This window comes from Tateyamaria sp., from assembly GCF_059783535.1.
The window spans coordinates 1-22840 of record NZ_JBYNDP010000064.1 but is presented as its reverse complement, the minus strand read 5'-3'; the positions used below and the strand labels follow the sequence as shown (position 1 = coordinate 22840).

Annotated in this window: 26 protein-coding genes and 1 pseudogene; 13 read left to right on the top strand and 14 right to left on the bottom strand. The window is 60.7% G+C overall.

What is annotated here, in order from left to right; translation table 11 throughout:
* Positions 1–311: pseudogene (locus AC6RA8_RS13245) on the bottom strand (phosphoglycerate dehydrogenase); the annotation flags it as partial.
* A 92-nt stretch (positions 312–403) separates the two neighbouring features.
* Positions 404–1543 (bottom strand): phosphoserine transaminase, encoded by a 1140-nt coding sequence (locus AC6RA8_RS13240; RefSeq protein WP_500353213.1) that lies wholly within the window; start codon positions 1541–1543, stop codon positions 404–406.
* A gap of 160 nt (positions 1544–1703) precedes the next feature.
* On the opposite strand from AC6RA8_RS13240, the gene serB reads away from it, so the two are divergent.
* Both serB and AC6RA8_RS13230 read left to right on the top strand, forming a co-directional pair.
* On the top strand, positions 1704–2582 hold the full coding sequence (serB, locus tag AC6RA8_RS13235; protein WP_500353212.1) for a phosphoserine phosphatase SerB: 879 nt from the start codon (positions 1704–1706) through the stop codon (positions 2580–2582).
* Between the two features lie 111 nt (positions 2583–2693).
* Positions 2694–3008 (top strand): YciI family protein, encoded by a 315-nt coding sequence (locus AC6RA8_RS13230; RefSeq protein WP_500353211.1) that lies wholly within the window; start codon positions 2694–2696, stop codon positions 3006–3008.
* Positions 3009–3070: 62 nt separating this feature from the next.
* Here the strand turns inward: AC6RA8_RS13230 and AC6RA8_RS13225 are convergent, their stop codons facing one another.
* Entirely contained in the window at positions 3071–4063 is a 993-nt protein-coding gene (locus AC6RA8_RS13225) for an asparaginase (RefSeq protein WP_500353210.1), read from the bottom strand.
* 176 nt (positions 4064–4239) lie between these two features.
* On the opposite strand from AC6RA8_RS13225, the gene AC6RA8_RS13220 reads away from it, so the two are divergent.
* The 4 genes from AC6RA8_RS13220 to AC6RA8_RS13205 all read left to right on the top strand — a co-directional run bounded on the left by AC6RA8_RS13220 (position 4240) and on the right by AC6RA8_RS13205 (position 7311).
* The gene (locus AC6RA8_RS13220) at positions 4240–4770 is read left to right on the top strand and encodes an invasion associated locus B family protein (RefSeq protein ID WP_500353209.1); all 531 of its coding nucleotides are present in this window, start codon (positions 4240–4242) and stop codon (positions 4768–4770) included.
* A 137-nt stretch (positions 4771–4907) separates the two neighbouring features.
* Complete coding sequence (locus tag AC6RA8_RS13215; protein WP_500353215.1) at positions 4908–5477, top strand: carboxymuconolactone decarboxylase family protein; 570 nt, start codon at positions 4908–4910, stop codon at positions 5475–5477.
* Positions 5478–5638: 161 nt separating this feature from the next.
* The gene (rlmN, locus tag AC6RA8_RS13210) at positions 5639–6817 is read left to right on the top strand and encodes a dual-specificity RNA methyltransferase RlmN (RefSeq protein ID WP_500353208.1); all 1179 of its coding nucleotides are present in this window, start codon (positions 5639–5641) and stop codon (positions 6815–6817) included.
* Between the two features lie 281 nt (positions 6818–7098).
* Positions 7099–7311, top strand: a complete 213-nt coding sequence (locus AC6RA8_RS13205) for a hypothetical protein (RefSeq protein ID WP_500353207.1) — start codon at positions 7099–7101, stop codon at positions 7309–7311.
* A 55-nt stretch (positions 7312–7366) separates the two neighbouring features.
* Here the strand turns inward: AC6RA8_RS13205 and AC6RA8_RS13200 are convergent, their stop codons facing one another.
* On the bottom strand, positions 7367–8209 hold the full coding sequence (locus AC6RA8_RS13200) for an LOG family protein (RefSeq protein WP_500353206.1): 843 nt from the start codon (positions 8207–8209) through the stop codon (positions 7367–7369).
* A 120-nt stretch (positions 8210–8329) separates the two neighbouring features.
* On the opposite strand from AC6RA8_RS13200, the gene dapD reads away from it, so the two are divergent.
* Positions 8330–9157, top strand: coding sequence for a 2,3,4,5-tetrahydropyridine-2,6-dicarboxylate N-succinyltransferase (dapD, locus tag AC6RA8_RS13195; protein WP_500353205.1), 828 nt, complete (start codon positions 8330–8332; stop codon positions 9155–9157).
* Here the strand turns inward: dapD and AC6RA8_RS13190 are convergent.
* Positions 9154–10209 carry a transporter substrate-binding domain-containing protein gene (locus AC6RA8_RS13190; RefSeq protein WP_500353204.1) on the bottom strand — a complete coding sequence of 352 codons (1056 nt, stop codon included), beginning with the start codon at positions 10207–10209 and terminating at the stop codon, positions 9154–9156. The two genes, dapD and AC6RA8_RS13190, sit on opposite strands and share 4 nt — an antisense overlap.
* A 156-nt stretch (positions 10210–10365) precedes the next feature.
* Between AC6RA8_RS13190 and AC6RA8_RS13185 the strand changes: the two genes are divergently transcribed.
* Complete coding sequence (locus AC6RA8_RS13185) at positions 10366–10716, top strand: DUF8846 family protein (protein ID WP_500353203.1); 351 nt, start codon at positions 10366–10368, stop codon at positions 10714–10716.
* Here AC6RA8_RS13185 and AC6RA8_RS13180 read toward each other — a convergent pair.
* Complete coding sequence (locus AC6RA8_RS13180) at positions 10713–11339, bottom strand: class I SAM-dependent DNA methyltransferase (protein ID WP_500353202.1); 627 nt, start codon at positions 11337–11339, stop codon at positions 10713–10715. The genes AC6RA8_RS13185 and AC6RA8_RS13180 overlap by 4 nt on opposite strands.
* Positions 11340–11414: 75 nt before the next feature.
* On the opposite strand from AC6RA8_RS13180, the gene AC6RA8_RS13175 reads away from it, so the two are divergent.
* Both AC6RA8_RS13175 and AC6RA8_RS13170 read left to right on the top strand, forming a co-directional pair.
* Complete coding sequence (locus AC6RA8_RS13175) at positions 11415–12269, top strand: SDR family oxidoreductase (protein WP_500353201.1); 855 nt, start codon at positions 11415–11417, stop codon at positions 12267–12269.
* Positions 12266–12859 (top strand): exopolysaccharide biosynthesis protein, encoded by a 594-nt coding sequence (locus tag AC6RA8_RS13170; RefSeq protein ID WP_500353200.1) that lies wholly within the window; start codon positions 12266–12268, stop codon positions 12857–12859. Before AC6RA8_RS13175 ends, AC6RA8_RS13170 begins: the two co-directional genes overlap by 4 nt.
* On the opposite strand, the gene AC6RA8_RS13165 is transcribed toward AC6RA8_RS13170, so the two are convergent.
* The 7 genes from AC6RA8_RS13165 to AC6RA8_RS13135 are packed head-to-tail and all read right to left on the bottom strand — an operon-like array spanning position 12844 to position 18815.
* Positions 12844–13503 (bottom strand): androgen-induced gene 1 family protein, encoded by a 660-nt coding sequence (locus tag AC6RA8_RS13165; RefSeq protein ID WP_500353199.1) that lies wholly within the window; start codon positions 13501–13503, stop codon positions 12844–12846. The genes AC6RA8_RS13170 and AC6RA8_RS13165 overlap by 16 nt on opposite strands.
* Positions 13504–13563: 60 nt before the next feature.
* Positions 13564–15492 carry a 1-deoxy-D-xylulose-5-phosphate synthase gene (gene dxs, locus AC6RA8_RS13160; protein ID WP_500353198.1) on the bottom strand — a complete coding sequence of 643 codons (1929 nt, stop codon included), beginning with the start codon at positions 15490–15492 and terminating at the stop codon, positions 13564–13566.
* Between the two features lie 10 nt (positions 15493–15502).
* On the bottom strand, positions 15503–16369 hold the full coding sequence (locus AC6RA8_RS13155) for a polyprenyl synthetase family protein (RefSeq protein ID WP_500353197.1): 867 nt from the start codon (positions 16367–16369) through the stop codon (positions 15503–15505).
* A gap of 3 nt (positions 16370–16372) precedes the next feature.
* Positions 16373–16615 (bottom strand): exodeoxyribonuclease VII small subunit, encoded by a 243-nt coding sequence (locus tag AC6RA8_RS13150; protein ID WP_500353196.1) that lies wholly within the window; start codon positions 16613–16615, stop codon positions 16373–16375.
* Positions 16612–17550 carry a histone deacetylase family protein gene (locus tag AC6RA8_RS13145; RefSeq protein ID WP_500353195.1) on the bottom strand — a complete coding sequence of 313 codons (939 nt, stop codon included), beginning with the start codon at positions 17548–17550 and terminating at the stop codon, positions 16612–16614. Before AC6RA8_RS13145 ends, AC6RA8_RS13150 begins: the two co-directional genes overlap by 4 nt.
* Positions 17551–17604: 54 nt before the next feature.
* Positions 17605–18306, bottom strand: coding sequence for a response regulator (locus tag AC6RA8_RS13140; RefSeq protein ID WP_189367145.1), 702 nt, complete (start codon positions 18304–18306; stop codon positions 17605–17607).
* Entirely contained in the window at positions 18303–18815 is a 513-nt protein-coding gene (locus tag AC6RA8_RS13135; RefSeq protein WP_500353194.1) for a MarR family winged helix-turn-helix transcriptional regulator, read from the bottom strand. The genes AC6RA8_RS13140 and AC6RA8_RS13135 overlap by 4 nt, the downstream gene beginning before the upstream one ends.
* A gap of 150 nt (positions 18816–18965) precedes the next feature.
* On the opposite strand from AC6RA8_RS13135, the gene AC6RA8_RS13130 reads away from it, so the two are divergent.
* The 3 genes from AC6RA8_RS13130 to AC6RA8_RS13120 all read left to right on the top strand — a co-directional run bounded on the left by AC6RA8_RS13130 (position 18966) and on the right by AC6RA8_RS13120 (position 21859).
* Positions 18966–19832: a branched-chain amino acid aminotransferase gene (locus AC6RA8_RS13130; RefSeq protein ID WP_500353193.1), complete on the top strand. Its 867-nt coding sequence runs from the start codon at positions 18966–18968 to the stop codon at positions 19830–19832.
* A 1-nt stretch (position 19833) separates the two neighbouring features.
* The gene (locus AC6RA8_RS13125; protein WP_500353192.1) at positions 19834–20187 is read left to right on the top strand and encodes a nuclear transport factor 2 family protein; all 354 of its coding nucleotides are present in this window, start codon (positions 19834–19836) and stop codon (positions 20185–20187) included.
* A gap of 115 nt (positions 20188–20302) precedes the next feature.
* Positions 20303–21859 (top strand): alkaline phosphatase D family protein, encoded by a 1557-nt coding sequence (locus tag AC6RA8_RS13120; protein ID WP_500353191.1) that lies wholly within the window; start codon positions 20303–20305, stop codon positions 21857–21859.
* 29 nt (positions 21860–21888) lie between these two features.
* On the opposite strand, the gene AC6RA8_RS13115 is transcribed toward AC6RA8_RS13120, so the two are convergent.
* Entirely contained in the window at positions 21889–22830 is a 942-nt protein-coding gene (locus AC6RA8_RS13115) for a DMT family transporter (RefSeq protein ID WP_500353214.1), read from the bottom strand.
* Positions 22831–22840: the final 10 nt, after the last annotated feature.

Here is a 22840-nt window from a genome sequence, read left to right as displayed (position 1 = left end):
GTCGTGATCATGTTGCCGAAGGGCGTGTTCATGACGATCACGCCCTTTTTGCTGGCCGCGTCCTTGTCGATATTGTCGGTGCCGATGCCTGCGCGCCCAATGACCTTGAGGTTGGTGGCGTTCTTCAGGATCGTTGGCGTCACCTTGGTCGCGGAGCGGATGGCGAGGCCGTCATATTGGCCGATGACTTCGGCCAGCTTGTCCTTGTCTTTGCCGAGATCGGGTTCGAAATCGACCTCGATCCCGCGGTCGCGGAAGATCTGGACGGCGGCGTCAGACAGCTTGTCGGAGATGAGTACTTTGGGGCCCATGTGGTTGGTCCTTTGGGATGTCGGGGTGGCGGACGAAACGTCCGCCTTACGATTTTTGGGAAGGAAAAGGCGGAGGTCACCTCCGCCTTACATCAAGCGTTGATTTCAGCTTCGAATGCATGGGCCAACCATGGCAGCATCGCTTCGATATCTCTGGTTTCCACCGTACCACCGCACCAGATGCGCAGGCCCGGAGGGGCGTCGCGGTAGGCGCCGATGTCGAGGGCCACGTTTTCATCCGCGAGCCGTTTGGCGATGGCCTTGGCGAACGCCGCGCCGTCCGTGATCCGGTCGTCGGTGAACTTGAGGCAGACCGAGGTGGTGGATCGGGTGGCCGGGTCAACAGCGAGGTTGTCGATCCAGTCGTGCTGGTCGCAGAAGTTGAACACCGCTTGCGCGTTGGCCTCGGCGCGGGCGATCAAGCCTTTGAGTCCGCCCACTTCGCGCGCCCATGCAAGCGAGAACAAGTAATCCTCGACCGCGAGCATGGAGGGGGTGTTGATTGTCGCCCCTTCGAAGATGCCGTCGATCAGTTTGCCGCCTTTGGTCAGGCGGAAGATTTTGGGCAGCGGCCAGGGCGGTGTGTAGCTTTCCAGCCGTGCCACCGAGCGTGGGCTGAGGATCAGCATGCCGTGGGCTGCTTCGCCGCCCAGCACCTTTTGCCAGCTGAACGTGGTCACATCGAGCTTGTCCCAGGGCAGGTCCATCGCGAAGGCGGCGGAGGTTGCGTCGCAGAGGGTCAGGCCGGCGCGGTCCGCCGGGATTGCATCGCCACTTGCCATGCGCACACCGGAGGTTGTGCCGTTCCAGGTGAAGCAGACATCGTGCTCGTAGTTCAGGGCGGCCATGTCCACGATCTGACCGTAGTACGCCGTGTGGACGGTGTGTTCGATTTTCAGCTGCTTGGCCACGTCCGTGACCCAGCCTGCGCCGAAACTTTCCCACGCGACCATTTCGGCGTGGCGTTCGCCCAGAAGCGACCACATCGCCATCTCGTAGGCGCCGGTGTCGGAGGCGGGCACGATCCCGATCTTGTAGTCGGCGGGGACGCCGAGAATCTCGCGCGTCTCTTCAATGGCTTGCTTGAGCTTGGATTTGCCTTCGGCAGCGCGGTGGGAGCGGCCAAGGGGCGCATCGGCAAGTGCAGCGAGCGTATGGGTGGGGGGTTTGACACAGGGGCCAGACGAAAAACGCGGATTCGCCGGCCGCGTGACCGGAGCAGTAGTAGCCATCTGATGTTATCCTTACAGATATGCGCCCTTCGTTGGGGAAGGGTGTCCCACCGCCGCATTTACGGGTGCAAGCGGGGTGGTGCAACCGGGAATGCGGGGCTATAGCGCCGCTTGAACATTTATTTGCGACATCTGCGTCGCGTATCGGAAACGGACCCTCATGTTTGTTTGCACCTTGTTAACGGATCCCGCCAACCCGTCGCTGGAGCCGGCCTTGATCGACAATCTGCGCAATGCGTGGGGCGGTGGCGACGTGCAGTGGCTGGCAGTGGACGAGGCGGCAGCCTTTTCACTGCCATCCATCCCAAACAACCGGTGGGATGTCTGGGCGGATGTGCAGAAGCTGGGTGTCGATCTGGTAATCCTGCCAATAGAGGGTCGTCGCAAAAAGATGCTGCTGGCCGATATGGACAGCACCATGATCCAGCAGGAGTGCATTGACGAGCTGGCCGATATGGCGGGCGTTGGGGATCGGGTGAAAGACATCACGGCCCGCGCCATGAACGGTGAGTTGGATTTCGAGGAGGCGATCCGCGAACGGGTGGGGTTGCTCAAGGATTTGCCCGAGGCCGTCATTGGGCAAGTGCTGAAGGAACGCATCACGTTGATGCCCGGTGGTCCTGTGCTGCTGGCGACGATGAAGGCCAACGGGGCCTATGCCGCGTTGGTTTCGGGTGGATTTACCGCCTTTACGTCTGCCGTGGCGGGCAAGCTGGGCTTTGATGAAAACCGGGCCAATACGCTGTTGGCGAACGATGGTGTGCTGATGGGTGAGGTTGGCGTGCCGATCCTGGGGCAGCAGGCCAAGGTGGATGCGCTGGAAGAGATCACTGCGCGTTTGGGCATTGCGGAGGCGGATGTGCTTGCCGTGGGTGATGGGGCCAACGACCTCAAGATGCTGGGGCGTGCGGGTCTGGGCGTGGCCTTGCATGCAAAGCCTGCTGTCGCGGCACAGTGCGACGTGCGGGTGAATTTCGGCGATCTGACAGCACTGTTGTACCTTCAGGGACATGCGCGGTCCGAATTTGTGAGCGCCTAAGGCGGCTCTGCCGCTCGGCTTTGCGGCCTCACCTCGTGGTGTTTTGGGTCAGAAGAAGCCGGACAGCCGAATCGTGGTAGTCTGGGTTCAGCCAACAGGGAGGGACCGGAGATGCCGGATTTCATTTTTGCCTATCATGGAGGGACGATCCCCGAGACCCAGGAAGAGGGTGAGAAGGCCATGGCGGCCTGGGGGAAGTGGTTCGAGGACATGGGCGCGGCCGTGGTGAACGGTGGTAACCCGGTGGGCCAGTCAATGACTGTGACAGCTGGTGGCGTGGCTGGCGATGGCGGGGCCAATCCGATTTCCGGTTACACCATCGTGCGGGCGGACACGCCCGAGGCCGCCTGTGAGCTGGCCAAAGGCTGCCCGATGGTTGCTGACGGCACCGGATCGGTTGAAGTGGCGCCGATTGTCGAGATGTAAGGCGGAGGTGTCCTCCGCCTGAGCGACGCAAAGGTAACTGTAAGGCGGACGTGTCGTCCGCCCTATAGCAAGACGGGTGCAGCGCGCATGTGGCCGGTTTCCAAGCCGTCCCAATTGCGTATGGGTGCGCTGGTGTAGGCCAATGCCTCGGGGTGGTTCGGATCAAGCGCACCAAGCCGGACGAGGATTTGCGCGATGGCGCATTCGGCGGCGCGGGTAGCCCCATCTGCGATCTTGAGCGCGACACCCATTTTCTGCTCCGGCAGGATGGCGACAAAGAAGCCTTCGGCCCCTGTCTTGATCGCGACCTTGCCGTCCATCGCGCGCATGAGCCGTGTGCAGGCGCGCCCTTCGCCTGCCACAAGGTCAGGGTGCGTGCCCATGGCGTGTCGCAGATGCGCTTGTGGGCTGTCTGACGGGGCGGCGGCAAAGTGGGCCATCGCGCGGGCCATTCCGTGTAGGGTGCAGGCGTAGTTGGGGGCCGAGCAGCCGTCGATGCCGAAGCCGGGCGAGGTTTCCATCGCGAGCCGTTCGAACGCTTCAAGGCACGCCTTCTGCACCGGATGGTCCGGGTCGACATAGTCGAGGTTTGCACCGAGGTGTTTGGCGAGCGTGAGGAAGCCCGTGTGTTTGCCAGAGCAGTTGTTGTGGATGCGGCAGGGTGTTTCGCCTGCCCGGATCATGGCGTTGCGCTCTGCCACATCGCGGGACTCCTGTGGGCCGCATTTGAAATCGTCATCCGCACACCCGATGGCGGACAGCCACGCACCAACCATTTCCGTGTGTACCGGGGCACCCTGATGTGAGGCACAGGCAAGGGCCAGATGTTCGGGTGTCAAGTTGTGGGCCGCGGCCGCGCCGCTTTCCAGAAGGGGCAGTGCCTGGATCATCTTGGCGGACGAGCGGGGCAGCACGACGGTTTCCGGCACACCCCATGCCTCGACGATCTGGCCGCTGTCGTCACAGACGACCGCGTGGCCCTGATGCGCGCTTTCGAGGAAGGGTCCCCGCCAGATTTCGGCCAGTGTGACCGCCCCGTGGGCAGGATGTGTCATCTTTTCCCTCACTTCTTGGCGATTTCATGCCAATTAATCTTTCCTGCGTCGCGCGTTTCGCGCTAATGTGCCACTTGTCGAGAAGAAACGCCGCCCTTGCAAGAGAATGCGCTGAAAACGGCGCGCCGGGGGACGGTGCAGGTATTGAGGTTTCGGACAGCTTGGAGGCTGTGGTTATGGCATTTAGGAAGACAGTGATCGGTTTTGTCGGCGCACTCTCGCTTATGGCGGGAATGGCCGTTGCGCAGGATCAAAGCACGAACCGCGTTGCGGCGAAAACCGATTGGAGCGTGTTTGTCGAGGACAACCCGACAGAATGTTGGGGCGTCGCTACCCCCAAAGAAGTGATCAACACCCGTGAAGGCCGCGTTGTGGCGGCCACGCGCGGGCAAATTTTGCTCATGGTATTCTATCGCCCCAGTGCTGAGGCCAAGGGCCAGGTTGCCTTTACCGGCGGGTATCCGTTCCGGTCCGGATCGACCGTGAATGTGAACATCAGTGGCAACGAGTTCGAACTGTTCACCGAAGGCGAGTGGGCATGGCCTGCAACGACCGCGGATGATGCCAAGATCGTGACAGCGATGAAGCGCGGCGCCGAGGCCGTTGTCACCGGTATTTCGAGCCGGGGCACAACAACCAAGGACACGTTTTCCCTGCTTGGTTTCACCGCAGCAGTTGAAGATGCCGAGGCGCGCTGCGGCGGCTGATTTCCCGCGAGATTGCAATTCACAAGACCGCGAGGGGCTGTGCAGTGATGCACGGCCCCTTTGGCTATCCCCGCAGTTTGGAACTGCACGGTACCTTACTATCTCCTGAGACGTTCCAACGCGAAAAGGAGATCACGATGGTCACCACAACGGTCCACACACTTGATACTGCCCCAGACGCTTCGAAGCCTTTGCTGGAAAACTCGATCAAGGCCTTTGGCCGCCTGCCCAGCCTGCATGGCGTTATGGCGGAAAGCCCCGGCTTGCTGGAAGGTTACCAGCACCTACATCGCCTTGCGATCAACGGTACGGCCTTTACACCCGAAGAGCGGACAGTGGTTTGGATGACGGTCAACGTTGCCAATGCCTGCCACTATTGTGTGCCTGCACATACCGGCATCGCAAAGATGGAAAAGATCGACGAAGACATCGTGAACGCGTTGCGGGACGAGACGCCGCTGCCTGCCAAGCTGGAGGCGTTGCGCACCTTTACACTGGCTATCCGTGACACCCATGGTCGGCCCGGTGCGGATGCCATCGCAGCATTTGAAGCTGCCGGGTATGGCGAACGTGCCATCTTGGACACCGTTCTGATCTATGCGCAGAAGGTGATGTCCAACTTTACCAACGCCTTGTTTGAAACGCCCACCGATGCGGCCTTTGCCCCGTTTGCTTGGGAACCTAAGACGTCAGTCGCCGCGGAGTGAAATGTTGGACTTGGGGCCAACCCCCCAGACCCCTGAGGTATTTCAAGCCAAAAGAAAGAGCAGTGGTTCTGGCCGCTGCTCTTTTTCATTTGGGCCGAATCCTTTTGATTGCCTCGGCTTTTCCTATATAGGGGCGCATCACCCCAACGATGGACTGAGCCATGGCTGACGCGCCAATCACGCAGGATGTATTGACGATTCCCCGGAAACTGCCGGAGGGGCCCGTGAACCTTGTGGGTCTGACCCGCCCGCAGTTGCGTGAGATGTTGATTGCCCATGGCACGCCCGAAAAGCAGGCCAAGATGCGTGTCGGCCAGATCTGGCAGTGGATTTATCAGTGGGGTGTGCGTGACTTTGATGCGATGACAAACCTGTCCAAGGTGTATCGTGCCGAGTTGGCCGAGAAGTTCGTCATCGAAATCCCCGAGGTTGTGTCGAAGCAGGTGAGTGTCGATGGTACCCGCAAGTGGTTGGTCCGCATCGCGGGCGGGCACGAGGTTGAGGTTGTCTATATCCCCGAGGAAGATCGTGGGACTTTGTGCGTTTCATCTCAGGTAGGATGCACGTTGACTTGTTCGTTCTGCCACACCGGTACGCAAAAGCTGGTGCGCAACCTGACAGCGGCAGAGATTGTCGGGCAGGTGATGATGGCGCGGGATGATTTGGACGAGTGGCCGGTGCCCGGTGCGCCCAAGGATGAAACGCGCCTACTGTCGAACATCGTGCTGATGGGCATGGGCGAGCCGCTTTATAACTTTGAGAACGTCCGTGACGCGATGAAGATCTGCATGGACGAGGAGGGCATCCAGCTGTCCCGTCGTCGGATCACGTTGAGCACGTCGGGCGTCGTGCCGGAGATTGAGCGCACGGCGAACGAGATTGGCTGTCAGCTTGCGGTGTCCTTCCACGCCACCACGGACGAGGTTCGCAACAAGCTGGTTCCGATCAACAAGCGCTGGAACATCGAAGCGCTGCTGGAGGCCCTCAAGGCCTATCCGCGGGGTCGCAATTCGGAACGGATCACCTTTGAATACGTCATGCTGGATGGTGTGAACGATACAGACGAAGATGCGCATCGGTTGGTGAAGCTGTTGGAAGGCATTCCCGCCAAGGTGAACCTGATCCCGTTCAATGAATGGCCCGGCGCACCTTACAAACGGTCGTCGAACAACCGCATTCGTGCCTTTGCCAACATCATCTATCAGGCCGGCTATGCCAGCCCGATCCGCACGCCACGCGGCGAGGACATTCTGGCGGCCTGCGGCCAATTGAAGTCCGCAACCGAACGTGCGCGCAAAAGCCGGAAAGAAATTGCGGCTGAGGCCGGGCTGACTGGCTGACGCGGCCCTTGGCCGAGTGCGGGGGCTGGATTTTGAATTGCATCTGCGCCCGTGCGATTCCTGTTGTATCGACCCTGATGGGTGACGACATCGTCGTTGTTTCCAAAATGGCGTATATCGCCGCGTATTGAACGGCTGAGCGGCAGCAAAATATGGCGTTCCCAACAACGCATGCGTGTAACTGTTCGCGAAATGGTCACAATCTTTTCCCGATTGTGCACTGATGCCGCCATGGTGCGTTTGCATAACAGGCTCAGGGAAAAGGAATTGGAGTGACTGTTATGTCGATGATTTTTGCACAAGATCGCTTTCAAGAAGCGCAGGTTTTGGACCTTGTGAGCCGTGAACGCAGCCAGGCGCTGTCGCGTCGTGAGTGGATGCACCGCTTGGCCGGGTATGGTTATTGCATTCGCGAAACCGAGGCGGGCGACGTCGTGGAAACGCTGCCGCATCGTGTGGCTGTCTGCAAACTGCCTGCAGAACTGGCCGCCTGATCGCCCAGATATCTTGATGTTGGCCGCGTGTCGCGCGGCCAGAGCTGGGCCATTGTTACCGACCGGGGACTTCGCCGCGCTTGGTTGTTGGCCCCCAATTGTCGATCACGTCCATCGCTTCCTGCGCGCTGTCCACGAAGCGGAACAGGTCCAGATCGTCGGCCGAGATCGTGCCAGCGTCTGACAGCGCGTCCCAGTTGATGATTTTCTCCCAGAACGCCTTGCCGAACAGCAGGAAGGGCACGCGCTCCATGCGGCCCGTCTGGATCAGGGTAAGGGATTCAAAGAGTTCGTCTAGCGTGCCGAAGCCGCCGGGGAAGACGCAGATCGCGCGTGCGCGCATCAGGAAGTGCATCTTGCGGATGGCGAAGTAGTGGAAGTTGAAGCTGAGGTCGGGTGTCACGTAGTGGTTGGGCGCCTGTTCGAAGGGCAGAACGATGTTCAGCCCGATGGAGTGCCCGCCTGCGTCGACTGCGCCGCGGTTTCCTGCCTCCATCACCCCGGGGCCGCCGCCGGTGACGATGACGTTTTCACGACCGCCGCTTTCGATCGACTTCTCGGTCATCAACTTGGAGAATGCGCGCGCCTCTTCATAGAAAGACGATAGATCCGCCAGCGTCTGGGTGCGTGCGCTGTCCTTGTTCACCGGGTCGGGGATGCGTGCGCCGCCGAACAGGACGATGGTCGACTCGATCCCCTGTTCGTTCATCATCATCTCGGGCTTGAGCAATTCAAGCTGCAGTCGGACCGGTCGGAGTTCGTCCCGGCACAGGAACTCCGGGTCCGCGAAGGCCAGAGGATACGCAGGCGACCGGGTCTGTGGCGTGTCTGGCACACCTTCGGCCGCCTTGCGGTCGGTATAGGCGTCACGGAACGGGCTGCGGTGGTCGTCTTTCATTCTGTCTGCTCCTGTCAGGCTTCGACTAGGCGTAGCGTGCCATAGGGGCATTGCCCAGATATGATTGCAAGGCCTCCCGGTTTGTTGTCTAAGCGCCGCGATCAATCAGGGGAGATTCCGATGTCCAACGCTCAGCTTGAAACTGCCATCGAAGCCGCGTGGGAAGCCCGCGACACCATCACGCCCGCCACCACGGGCGAGACGCGCGAGGCAATCGAGGATACTCTGAACGCGCTGGACAGCGGCACCCTGCGTGTGGCCGAGCGGCAGGACAGCGGCGACTGGCATGTGAACCAGTGGGCGAAGAAGGCTGTGCTGCTGGGCTTCCGCATCAAGGACATGGAACAGCAGGATGGGGGTCCCCAAGGCGGCGGCTGGTGGGACAAGGTCGATAGCAAGTTCAAGGGCTGGGGCGACAATCAGTGGCAAGCCGCTGGTTTCCGTGCCGTGCCGAACTGTGTCGTGCGCAAGTCCGCCTTCATAGCGCCGGGCGTGGTATTGATGCCGTCCTTTGTGAATCTCGGCGCTTACGTGGACGAGGGCACTATGGTTGATACGTGGGCCACTGTCGGCTCCTGCGCGCAGATTGGCAAGAATGTGCACCTGTCGGGCGGTGTAGGTATCGGCGGCGTGTTGGAACCAATGCAGGCCGGGCCAACCATCATCGAAGACAACTGCTTTATCGGCGCACGGTCCGAGGTGGTTGAGGGCTGCATCGTGCGCGAGGGTTCGGTTCTGGGCATGGGCGTGTTTATCGGCCAGTCGACCAAGATCGTGGACCGCGAGACCGGCGAGGTCATGTATGGCGAGGTGCCTGCAGGGTCCGTGGTCGTTGCAGGGTCGATGCCGTCGAAGAACGGTGTGAACCTGTATTGCGCTGTCATCGTGAAGCGCGTGGATGAAAAAACCCGGTCCAAGACGTCGATCAACGAGTTGTTGCGCGACTAACTGCCCCGGTCGAACCACTGCAGGTAAAGGGTGTCGTATTCACCCGACTCCTGCAGGTTCAGAAGCGCCACGTTGATGCGTTCGCGCAGGTCACTGCCTTGGGGCAGGGCGATACCGTAGTCTTCGGGACGAAACACACGGTCGACCAGGCGCGCTTTGCCGCGCCCCTCGGATTTGACGTAGTAAGCCAGAACCGGGCTGTCGAAGAGGACGGCGTCCAACTCTCCGTCCTCGAACGCCCACAGCAAGGCGTTGAAGTCGACGAAGGTGTTGTGCGAAATTTCACGTTGAACCAGGAACTCGCTAGAGGTCGAGCCGCTGGTTGTTGCGACCTCGCGCCCTTCCAGATCGCTGATACTGTCGATCCGTTCACCCAGCGCTCGGATCGTCATCACGGTTGTGATGTTGGCCACGAAGAACGATACGATGAACAATCCAGACACCACCAGGATCACGGCAAAAAGCCGACCGGGTGCCGATTTCGGCGCATTCTGTTCCGATCCGCCCTTGGTGACCAGGTTCAGCGCGTACCAGAAGGCGGGGAAGACGGCCTGTCCGGGTCTGTGGTCGAAATACGGCTGTCGCCCGCGTTCGAAGGCCCACAAGAGCATGCCCAAGACAAACATCACACCTAACGCTCCAATGATGGCAATGCCCAGATCCCTGTTCAGTATGGCGGACCACAGGCTGGGTGCGTTGTCTTCGGTAGGCACCATGATTTGCAGCCCGCTACGGAAGATCGGTAGGGTAAAGTCCATCACCGCTTCCCGTGCGCCGGTGATCGAGATGTTGGCGATTGCGCCGTCCACGGCGCCGTTTTCCACCTCTCTCAGCATTTCTGGGAAGCTTGGTTTGATCTCGAATGAGATATCGGCGCCAATCTCGCGCCCGATGGCCCGGATCAAATCAGCACTAAACCCGTCGACCTGACCTTCATTCTGGAACGTAAAAGGGGGCCGTTCGACAGTTGCAAAGACCAATGTTCTGTCCTGTGCCAGTCCCGGCAAGGCCAAGCACAGGGTCATCAAGATCCAAAGATGAAGCGTGCGCATATCCATCCGCCGTCTTTTGAACTCTGGCTCCATGGCTTAGGCCAGACGCGTGGCTGCGCCAAGTCGCGAAACATGCACGGCCAATTTGCAGTTTCTTGTTGCTTCTGTTTTGCAACTGTCCGGTGTAGGTCATTGCGGTCTGAGCAGGGGAACATCATGGCGCAGTCCAAACCAAAAACCGCCAAGCCAAAGAAACCGCAGCAGGTCTATACCCTGTTGGTGCAGATCGGGCGCAAGGATGGGGATGGCCTGCCGGACGGGGCGACAGGTGCGGCGCTGATGTGCTTTGCGTCGGGCGTGGACGAGGCGGAGGCGGTGCGCGAGACCGTTGCCCTGCTCAAGCAGGCGGACACCGCGCCGCTGGATGTGACCGGCTATGGCACGCTGGATGAGCGGTTGGCCGAAGGGCATGAGATTGAGGGCGAAGAGCGAGCGCTGATGCAGCGTGCTTTGGATGAGAATGCCGTCATTGTCGCGCAGGTCACGCCCTTTTTCGACAAAGACTAGGCCCGGCGGAACCCGACCAGCAGCGCTTTGTCCATTGCATGGTCGCCGGTTGCGCTGGGGCCATAGATTGCAACCTCGGTCAGGCTGAGGTCTTCGATATCAGTCTCTAACGCGGCAAGTTTTGCATCAAAACCGGACGCGACGAAGTGCTGTGCGTTCACAGACAGCACGATCCAACCACGTGGACGTATTGCTGCGATCACCGCGTCAATCCCGTCCGGTCCGACATGCCCGTTGGTGAATGTGCCGGAACTGACGGCGCCTTGGTACTGCCCTTCAGGTGTGGCGAGCCCATCAAAGATGTTTTCGACCCGCGTGGTGCGGTAGATGTCCTTGGCTGCGGCAACTTTCAGCATTTCGGCCGAGATGTCGGTGCCGTCTATCGGCTCGACCCCGCGTGCGCCCAATGCCGCGCCGCACAGGCCGGTACCCGCGCCCACGTCCAGAATCGGGCCAAAGCCACCGATATTCACGAAGTGGCGGGCCACCTGTTCGTGCAGTATATAGTCACTAACGCGGGCAAAATCGCTATCATAGGTGTCTGCCCAAGCGGAATAAAGCTGGACCGAGTCCTCGGGCGTTTCGAGGGCGTAGGCGCTGTCGAGAGATGGATCATCTGCCATCCGCTGATTAGGCGGCGCTGCGACATGCTTGGCAAGGGGCTTGTGTGCGGGCCGCGTGCGCGCCACCTATGGGGCATGACCAAGACTTTGCTTTCCTTTGGCCATGGCTATTCGGCTAAGGCACTGACCGAACTGCTGATCCCGCAGGGCTGGCGGGTGATCGGAACCACCCGCAGCGCGGACAAGGCTGCGGTGCTGGCTGAGACGGGGGTAGAGCCGCTGATCTTTCCTGGTGATGATGTGAGTGAGGCTATCAACTCGGTCACGCATGTGCTGATTTCGGCGGGGCCGGATGCGGAGGGTGATCCGGTGTTGCGTGCGGTTGGGGATCAGATACGTGCCCGTGCGGATCGGTTTGAATGGGTCGGCTATTTGTCAACCACGGGGGTTTATGGCGATCATGCCGGGGACTGGGTGGATGAAGAGACACCGCTGGCCCCCTCCACCCGTCGCGGGCAGTGGCGCAAGGAGGCCGAGGCGGCGTGGCAGGCAATACCGGGACTGCCGCTGCACATCTTTCGGCTGGCGGGCATTTATGGCCCCGGGCGTGGTCCCTTTGCCAAGGTGCGGGCGGGCACGGCGCGGCGGATCATCAAGCCGAACCAGGTGTTTTCACGCACTCATGTGGAGGATATTGCCCAGATCGTGGCAGCCTCGATTGCGCAGCCTGCGCCGTGCACGGCTTACAACGTCTGTGACGATGACCCGGCGCCGCCGCAGGATGTGATTGAATATGCGGCGCAGTTGTTGGGTCTGCCGACCCCGCCAGCCGAAGACTTTGAAACTGCCGAGATGACGCCGATGGCCCGCAGTTTTTATGCTGAAAGCAAGCGGGTGCGGAATGATCGCATCAAGGATGAGCTGGGTGTAGAACTGCTGTATCCGACTTACAAGATTGGTCTGACTGCCTTGCTGAAGCAATCGGAATGACGGGGGATGATCCCCGCACCCTGACGCATCTTCTGGATGCGGTCGACGAGGCTGGCGCGGGTGAGGTCGTGTCGGTTCAGGACATTCTGGACGAGATTGGCGAGCGGTCGATCATGCCCATCGTTCTGGTTGTGTCGATCCTGTTGGTGTCGCCGCTGTCCGGTATTCCGGGCATGCCGACCTTGTCGTCGCTGGTTCTGTTGACTCTGATTTTGCAGGCGGCCGTTGGGCGCAAACAGCTTTGGCTGCCCCCGTTTCTGCGGAACCGACGCGTGCGGGCCGAGAGGTTGCATGTGGCAACCGGATGGCTGCGCCGCCCTGCGGCCTGGATCGATCGGCATTCGTATCCGCGTTTGCGCATCCTCACGCGCCATCCGCTGCGCCTTGTCACACTGATTTTATGCATGGCCATGCTGTTGCAGTGGCCATTCCTTGAGTTCTTTCCCTTTGTCACGTCCTTTGGCGCGGGTGCCTTGGCCTTGATGGCGTTTGGCCTGCTGACACATGACGGGATGTATGTGCTGGCTGGGCACATCGCCGTGGCGGCCCAGGTGCTTGCCGTGGTGTGGCTGGCTCAGGCGGCGGCCTGAGGGCGGCGGACCCGATAGAGCACAGCGCCGACAACACCGAAGACGACCAGCAGGCCCAGTGCCGTCGCTGCGTTCACGCTATAGAATGTCACGCGGTCGGCCCATTCCATCGAGTTGAGGAAGGGGTAGGGCAGGCCGCTGGTGACCGTACCGGATGGTCGGTCGTTGAACCGTTGCACAAAGAGTTCCGCCCACGCGACATAGGTCCCGATGATGATCACCAGTGGCAGTGCTGCCCGCCAGACCCTGCGGAATACGGTGCCAATGAAGAGGGCGTCGATGATTTGGAGCGCTGGTCCCAGAGCGTGCAGGTAGTACTCTAACCACCAGATGATTGGCCCGCCATTATTCACAAGTGCTGGATCTGTGAAAAAGAGACGCCAGTAGAGGAACACGACCATGACGTTCAGGACGGCAGCGCACATCGCTGTCACCTCGTGCTTGCGGGTGATCCGGTGTTCGCTGAGCGCCAGCATCCGGCTGGCGGCATAGAAGGACAGAAACAGCGCCCAGATGGTCAGGTAACGGAAGGGCCCGCCCGCGCCGCCCCACGATCCAAGGATCAGCTGGTGCAGGCAGTAGCCCGCCGCCAGAAGAAAGACGACCCAGCGATAGAGCATCACGGGGTGGCTGTGGATATTCATGTGTCACCTACATGTTTGGTGATCCGCAGCTTGGCCGAAGCCCGTCGTTTCGCGCAAGCCTCAGGCGCGTGCTTCGCCAATTGACGTTACGCCAAGTACGTTCAGCACCTTTGCCTCGATCTGTTCGGCGTTCATGCCGGCGACCGCGTACATATCTGCCGGGCTTGACTGGTCGATGAAGATGTCGGGCAGAAACATGGACCGGTATTTGAGGCCGGAGTCGAACGCGCCTTCCTCGGCCAGAAGTTGGGCGACGTGGCTGCCGAAGCCGCCCACTGCGCCCTCCTCGATGGTGATAAGCGCATCGTGGTCAGCAGCCATTTGCAGGATCAGGTCGCGGTCAAGCGGCTTAGCAAAGCGGGCATCGGCGATAGTGGGGTTGATACCTTTGGCGGCAAGGTTTTCCGCCGCCTTTTGCACTTCTTCCAGTCGGGTGCCGAATGACAGGAGGGCGACGCCCTTGCCCTCTTGGATCATGCGGCCCTTGCCGATTTCCAGCGGTTCCCCGCGTTCGGGCATGTCGACGCCTGTGCCTTCGCCGCGCGGGAAACGGAAGGCGATGGGGCCGTCATTATGGGCGGCTGCCGTGGCGACCATGTGGGCCAGTTCCGCTTCGTCCGCAGCGGCCATGACGGTGAAGCCGGGCAGGTTGGATAGGTAGGCGACGTCGAAGGCACCCGCGTGCGTGGCACCGTCGGCCCCCACAAGCCCGGCGCGGTCGATGGCGAAACGGACAGGCAGGCGCTGGATCGCCACGTCGTGCACGACTTGGTCGTAGCCCCGTTGCAGAAAGGTCGAATAGATCGCACAGAAGGGTTTCATCCCCCCAGCGGCAAGTGCGGCTGAGAAGGTCACGCCGTGTTGTTCTGCAATCCCTACGTCAAAGCAGCGGCTGGGATAGCGTTCGGCAAAGAGGTTTAGGCCGGTGCCGTCCGGCATCGCGGCGGTGACGGCGCAAATCTTGTCGTCTGCTTCGGCCTGCTTGATCAAGTGTTCGGCAAACACCTTGGTATAGCTGGGCGCGTTGCTGGGCGCCTTTTTCTGTTCGCCGGTGATCACGTCGAACTTGGCTGTCGCATGCCCCTTGTCGCGGGCGGTTTCCGCCGGGCCATATCCTTTGCCCTTTTTCGTCAGGACGTGGATCAGAATAGGGCCGGTGGCGCGTTCCTTGACCGTGCGCAGGACAGGTAAAAGCTGGTCCATGTCGTGCCCGTCGATGGGGCCGACATAGCTGAACCCGAGCTCTTCAAAGAGTGTGCCGCCGACGGCCATACCCTTGAGGATGTCCTTGGCCCGTTTGGCCCCTTCGCGGAATGGTTCGGGCAGCAGGCTGACCGCGCCCTTGGCGGCGGCTTTCAGGTCCTGGAACGGGTTTTGTGCGTAGAGGCGGGAGAGGTAGGACGACATCGCGCCCACGGGTGGTGCGATGGACATCTCGTTGTCGTTCAGGATCACGAACAGGCGTTTGCCAAGATGGCCCGCGTTGTTCATGGCCTCATAGGCCATGCCGGCACTCATGGATCCGTCGCCGATGACGGCGATGGCGTCGCCAGACCCTTCGGGCGGCTGACCGCCCAGATCACGTGCGACGGCAAAGCCGAGCGCTGCGCTGATCGAGGTCGAGGAATGAGCGGCTCCAAACGGGTCATAGGGAGACTCGCTGCGTTTGGTGAAGCCGCTGAGGCCGTCCTTCATCCGCAGTGTGCGGATGCGGTCGCGGCGTTCAGTCAGGATTTTGTGGGGGTAGCATTGGTGGCCGACATCCCACACCAGCTTGTCTCGTGGCGTGTTGAACACGGCATGCAGAGCGACGGTCAGTTCCACAACGCCAAGACCTGCGCCAAGGTGCCCGCCGGTTACAGACACCGCAGATACCGTTTCTGCCCGCAACTCGTCCGCCACTTGTCGCAGTTGCGCATCCGAGAACCGTTTGAGGTCAGCGGGCCGTTGAACGGTGTCGAGAAGCGGGGTGTTTGGCTGGTCTGACATCTGTCTGTCTCTAGCTGTTGCGGGTCACGACGAAGCGGGCGGCGTCCCGCAACACGTCAGCGTCCGCTTGGTATACATGTAAGGCATCGCAGGCTTCGGTCACGAGTTGGTCAGCGCGGCGTTTCGCCTCGTCTAGCCCCAGCAGGGACACAAAAGTGGCCTTGCCTGCATCCGCGTCCTTGCCGGTCGCCTTGCCCATGGTGGCGGCGTCGCTCGTCACATCCAGTACATCGTCCGCGATCTGGAAGGCGAGGCCGAGGGCACGGGCATAGGTTTGCAGTGGCTTGAGGTCCGCCTGTGCCATGCGTGCGCCTGCGGTGGCGGACCATTCGATCAGGGCGCCTGTCTTGCCGCGTTGCAGGGCGGTGATTTCGTCCAGCGTCAAGGGGGTCTTGGCGGTTTCGGCTGCTATGTCTAGGGCTTGGCCCAGCACCATACCTTGGGCGCCCGACGCTATGGCAAGCGACTGCGCAAGATCGGCGCGGACGTCACCGGGGCCGACCTCGTTGTGTGTTGCCAGTTCGAACGCCAGTGTTTGCAGCGCGTCACCGGCCAGAACGGCAGTCGCGTCGTCCCATTTGATGTGCACGGTCGGCTCGCCCCGGCGCAGATCGTCGTCATCCATGCAGGGCAGGTCGTCATGCACGAGGGAATAGGCGTGTAGCGCTTCGATACTCGTTGCGGGCCAAATCGCCTTGTTAGGGTCTATTTCGTGCAGCCGTGCGCTTTCCAGCACCATGAACCCGCGCAGCCGTTTGCCGCCATTGGTGGCGTGGGCCATGGCATGCACCACGGGGATCGTGTCAAGTGTGCCCAGCACGGCATCAAACTGCGCCTGAATGGCAGCCGCTGCCTCGGTCAGCCGTTGGCGGAACATGGATTAGAGGCCTTCGACCGGTTTCAGCCCCGTTGGGTTGCCATCGCCATCTAGTGTGATGGCAGCGACCTTTTCCTCGGCCTCTTTCAGCTTTTTCTCGCAGCGCGCTTTCAGCGCCGCGCCGCGTTCATAGAGCTTGATCGAATCGTCGAGCGCCACATCGCCCCGCTCTAGCTGGCCCAGGACCTGTTCCAGTTCGGCCATCGCTTCTTCGAAGCTCATCTCGTCTACGGGGCGGTCAGTCATGTGGAGGCCTTCATCAGCGATTGCACGTGGGCGCGGGCACATGCGGCCAGCGCGTCCAGATCATAACCGCCTTCCAGAACGGACACCACCCGGCCCTTGCACAGGTCTCGTGCAGTTTTTGTGAGCATGTCGGTAAGGCGGGTGTACGTATCCGCGGTCCAGTTGAGTTGCGCGAGCGGGTCGTCCTGATGCGCGTCGAACCCGGCAGAGATCAGGATGAGTTCGGGCTGGTGTTTGATGAGGGCTGGGATCACTTGGCGTTCGTATTCCGCGATGGCGTGGTTGCCATCGGTATGCGGAGCAAGCGGGATGTTCAGGACGGTGCCGTGTGGCCCGCGATCCGAGGCGTGACCGGTGCCTGGCCAGAGCGGCATTTGTTGCGAGGTGATGACCAGCGCGCGGGGATCGTCTTGCAACAGTGCTTGCGTGCCGTTGCCGTGGTGGACGTCGAAATCAACCACGGCGACCCGTTCAAGCCCATGCACTTCAAGCGCGTGTTTGGCCGCAATGGCGATATTACCGAAGATGCAAAACCCCATGGGTAGAGACTGTTCCGCATGGTGTCCGGGCGGGCGCATCGCGACGAAGGCGTTGGTAACTTCCTCGTCCAGCACCATGTCGACGGCTTTGACCGCGCCGCCTGCCGCGCGCCAGACCGCATTGTGGGACGTGGCCGAAAGGAAGGTTTCGGCGTCGGTTTCCCGGTCGAGACCAGCAAAGCCTTCAACTGGCACCTTGGCGCGTACGAAGTCAATATAGTCCTGTGGATGACACAGCGCGATGGAGGCGTCATCGGCTAGTGGTGGATCAACGCGGATCAGGTCGAGCTCGGCGAGAGCCCTCTGGATATAGTCGAGACGCGCCACTTGCTCGGGCATCCCGGGGGGTGTGACGTGCAAAAGGCCGTCCGCATGTGTCAGGAGGGCTGTTGCCATTGGGGTGCGTCCTGTTGGGCTGTTGAGTAAGGCGGATTTAAATCCGCCTTACGGTCAATCCGGTGCGAGCATATAGCCTGCGCCGCGCACGGTTTGCAGGTAGCGGGGCTGTTTCGGGTTGCTTTCGATCTTGCGCCGCAGTCGTGTGATCTGCACGTCCACGGCGCGTTCCTGTGCCTGACCACGGTCGCGGCCCAGGTCTTCGACCAGCTTGGCGCGGCTGATGGCCTCGCCGGGTTTGGCGGAAAAGATTTTCATCAACTGCATTTCGGTGGCAGTCAGCCGCACGAGGTCTTCGCCCTGCCACATCTCGCCCCGCTCCATGTCGTAGCGGATGGGACCGAGGGTCAGGATTTTCGGAGCCGCCTCTTCCGGAGCGACATCGGGCACACGGCGCAGGATGGCGTTGATGCGCAGCAGCAGTTCCTTTGGCTCGAACGGTTTGGGCAGGTAGTCGTCGGCTCCGGCCTCCAACCCTTCGATCCGGTTTTCGGTTTCGCCCTTGGCCGTCAGCAACAGGATGGGTGTGGCGTGGGTTTCGCGTAGGCTGCGGCACAGGCTTAACCCATCCTCGCCCGGCATCATCACATCCAGCACGATCATGTCGAAATCGAGCCCCGACAGCACCCGGCGTGCGTGGGCGGCGTCACGTGCCGCTGTTACCAGGAATCCGTTCCGCACCAGAAACTTCTGCAGCAGGCTACGGATGCGTTCGTCGTCATCGACGATCAGCAGGTGAGTGTCGAATTCAGTCATGCACCGCTCTCCTTCAGTCTTTGATAGGTTCGATGCATTTCAGTGTCCATCATTGCCTCGAGCACGGTGCGGAAGCCTGCCACGGCTTCGGGTCCCGCATCGCGGAAAGCGGCCCGCATCCGTGCGCGTTGCGCATCCGAAAGCCGGCCCTCAAGCCCGCGGCCATCCTCGGTCAGGTACAGATGCCGTTCTCGTTTGTCAGTCTTGCCCACCCGGCTTTCGACCAGCCCGTCTTCTATCAGCGTGCGCAACACGCGGTTCAGGGACTGCTTTGTCACGCCAAGGATGTTGAGCAGGTTGTTGACCGTTGTGCCGGGGGCACGATTGATGAAGTGGATTGCCCGGTGATGTGCCCGGCCATAGGCCATGTCGGCCAGAATGCGATCCGGGTCAGCGGTAAATCCGCGATAGGCAAAGAACATCGCCTCAATCCCCTGACGCAATTGTTCATCCGTCAGGAAAAGCAGGTTTTCTCCACCCGCAGTAGAAGTTCCGCGTCCATCGGCCATGCCTGTCCCCATCTCTGGTCGTCTTTTGTGGCAGTTTAAGTCAGCCTTGTTGACATTCCAAGGGCGAAGGGCTATCGAATCGCAGGTTTTGCGCAACTTTATGACCGCATCGGTCTTACTTGCGCAACATATGCAAATTCGGAGGGTGCCATGGCTGGCTACGATGATCGCGACGGGAAAATCTGGATGGACGGCCAAATGGTCGATTGGCGGCAGGCGAACGTCCACATTCTGACACATGCCATGCACTACGCGTCGTCCGTGTTCGAGGGTGAGCGCGCCTATGACGGCAAGATTTTTCTGAGCCGGAAGCATTCGGAGCGTTTGCACTATTCGGCGGGCGAACTGGATTTCCAGATCCCTTACACGGTTGATGAGATCGAGGCGGCCAAGCAGCAAGTGCTGACAGTAAACGGCCTGACTGACGCTTATGTACGGGCAGTTGCCTGGCGCGGAGCGGGTGAAGACATGGGTGTCGCGTCTGCCAAGAACCCTGTTCATCTGGCCATCGCGGCCTGGGAGTGGGGTAACTACTATGGCGACGCAAAGTACAAGGGCGCCAAGATCGACATCGCCAAGTGGAAGCGGCCTTCGCCCGAGACGGCCCCCGTCCATGCCAAGGCGGCGGGTCTCTACATGATCTGCACCACGTCCAAGCACGCGGCAGAGGCCAAGGGATGTTCGGACGCTTTGTTCATGGATTACCGTGGTTACGTCGCCGAATGCACAGGTGCTAACATCTTTTTCGTCAAGGATGGAGAGGTGCATACACCCAAGGCGGACGTATTCCTGAACGGCCTGACCCGGCAAACCGTTATCGGCATGCTGGAAGATCGCCAGATCAAGGTGCATGAACGTGTGATCATGCCCGATGAGCTGGAAGGGTTCGAACAGTGCTGGCTGACCGGCACTGCGGCCGAGGTCACACCGGTGGGCGAGATTGCCGACTACAACTTCGAAGTTGGGGCGATCACGCGCGAGATCTCCGAAAGCTACGAAAAGATGGTGCGCGCATAGCGTGGACTTCGACGCCTTCGCGATTGAGTGGGAGGCCGCCTGGAACTCCCACGACCTTGATCGCATCCTCGCGCACTACAGCGAGGATGTGATTTTTCGTTCGACCAAGGCGATGCGTCTGGTCGGGTACGGTGAATTGCTAGGCAAGGTAGCGTTGCGCGACTATTGGAGCCGCGCGCTGGCAGCCCAATCCGACCTGTCCTTTGTGGTGGTGGACGTGTTGCACGGGCACGGTATGCTGGTCATCACTTACCGCAACCAACGTGATGTGCTGGCAGCAGAGACGTTGCGATTCGGGCCAGACGGCTTGGTGGTTGAGGCATCTGCATGTCACAAACCACAGGGGCGGGCCTAGCACTTCGGCGCATTCCCGCTCGTCATAAAACCTTGCCTGTTCTGTTGCGTGCACGCCAATCGCACGTCACCCAAACCCTGTTGTCTGGCGGCATTCGACCAACAGGGAGCTTATCATGCCACTCATTCGTCCAACCCGTCGCGCCTTTCTAGCGACCACAACCGCGTTTCTGGCGGCACCTGCGATCAGTCGCGCTGCTGATCGGCCAGTCTTTACCCACGGCGTGCAATCCGGCGATGTCGATGCGACATCGGGCATGATCTGGACCCGTACCGATCGCCCCGCCCGGATCGAGATGGAGGTGGCGACGACCGAAAGCTTTGCCAATGCCCGCCGCCTTGCGCCCATGGATGCGATCCCCGGCAGCGATCTGTCGATCAAGCGTCTTGTGGATGGGCTGCCGTCTGATCAGGACATCTTCTACCGTTTCACAGCCATGGATTTGTCGGACATCAATGCAACGTCTGAGCCGCTGGTTGGATGGTTTCGCACCGCGCCCGCATCGCGCCGCGACATCCGCTTCGCCTGGTCCGGCGACACGGCCGGTCAGGGCTGGGGGATCGATGACGAGGGCATGCTGACTTACGCCACCATGGCTCGGCAGGAGCCCGATTTCTTCATCCATTCCGGCGACACGGTCTATGCCGATGGGCCGATGGAGGATGCGGTGGAAAAGGACGGGTCAGTGATCTGGCAGAATACGACGCTGATTGATGCGAAACGCAAGGTGGCCGAGACCCTGCAAGAGTTCCGCGACCAATGGAAATACAACATGATGGATACCAATGTGCAGGCGCTAAACGCCTCTGTCCCGACGTTCATGCAGTGGGACGATCACGAGGTCACCAATAACTGGTCGGACAGCAAGGATCTGATGGGCGATGACCGGTACACCGAGAAATCCGTGCATGTCCTGCAGGCCCGCGCCACGCGCGCCTTTCACGAGATGACACCGCTGCGGATCACGCCATCCGAGCCGAACCGGGTCTATCGCAAGATCGACTACGGTCCGATGCTGGATGTGTTCTTCCTTGACCTGCGCAGCTACCGCGGGCCGAACGCGGCACCGCAGGGCGACACGCTCGACGACAGCACGCGCGTGATCGGGGCCGAGCAGATGGCGTGGCTGAAGCGAGAATTGGCGAACAGTACAGCGACGTGGAAGGTCATTGCCTCGGACCAACCCATCGGGTTGATCGTATGGGACAACTTCCGCGAACAGGCCGGGTCCGAAGGAATCGCGGATGGCACCGGTGCAGGGCCGAAGGGTCGTGAGCTGGAGGTGGCCGAGCTACTGCGCTTCATCAAAACAGCAAACGTGTCCGATACGGTGTGGTTCACTGCCGATGTGCACTACACCGCCGCCCACTTCTACGACCCTAACAAGGCACAATTCAGCGATTTTGAGCCGTTTTGGGAGTTCGTGTCCGGCCCGTTGCATGCAGGCACCTTTGGCCCGAATGCACTGGACGGCACCTTTGGCCCCGAGGTGAAGTTCGTGAAAGCCCCAACCGAGGAGCAGGGGGTGAACCTGCCGCCAAGCGCGGGCCTGCAATTCTTTGGTCTCGTGGACATCGATGGTGCAACGCAGGAGATGACAGTGCGCCTGATGGATCGCGCTGACACCGAATTGTATCGCGTAACGCTTGAGCCGAAGGGCATCAGCCTTTGATCGCGTGGCGCGCCGGTTTCTCCGGCGCGCTACCCCTTGGGATCCGTCACCGACCTTGCCCGATTGCGACCGCCGCCAAGCTGCCGTTCGCGCCAGATGATGATCACACCGCCAAGCACCACGAGTGACGCACCGATGACAGTCGCCGAAGTCGGCAGTTCCGAAAAAATGACGTAGCCGATCAGGGCCGCAAATATGAGCGATGCGTAGTCGAACGGCGCCAGCATCGAGGCTGCGCCAAAGCGGAAACTGGATGTAACCAGGATCTGCGCAATGCCCCCAATCAGACCCGCACCGATCAAAAGCGTCAGGTCCAGCCGCGACGGGATGATCCAGCCAAAAGGCAGGCTGAACAGGCTCAGAACTGTGGCCGTCAGCGAGAAATAGAAGACGATTGCCGCCGTGTGTTCGGTTTTGACCAACGTGCGGATGTGGATTTGCACCAGCGCGCGCAGGATAGACGCGCCCAGCACCATGAGAGCGCCGATGGTCCCTGCTGCACCGGCTGCACCAGGATCGATCGACAGGCGTGGCCAGATCACGATCATGACGCCCACCAACCCAAGAGCGACGGCCGAGATACGGAATAGGCGCACCTTTTCGCCCAGCATGATCGCGGCCAGGATAACCGTGAACATCGGCGTGGCATAGCCAATTGCGGTGACCTCGGGCAGTGGCAACAGCGCCAAACCTCCGAAGGTGAGAGCCATGGCTGTTGTTCCGAACAATCCGCGCCAGATGTGGCCGGTCAGGTTTTTCGGTGTCAAAGCCTCGCGCATTTCGCCGGTGTTCCAGATCCATGCGACGATGATGGGCATGGCAAACAAGGACCGGAAGAATACAGCCTGACCCGCGGGCACGCTTTGGGTCGCCACCTTGATCATGGCCGCCATGACCATGAATAAAAACACCGCCATCAGCTTCAAGGCGATGGCGGTGCCGGGCTGGTTCTGAGTTGTGGGAGCTTTCATTTCCCCCGAT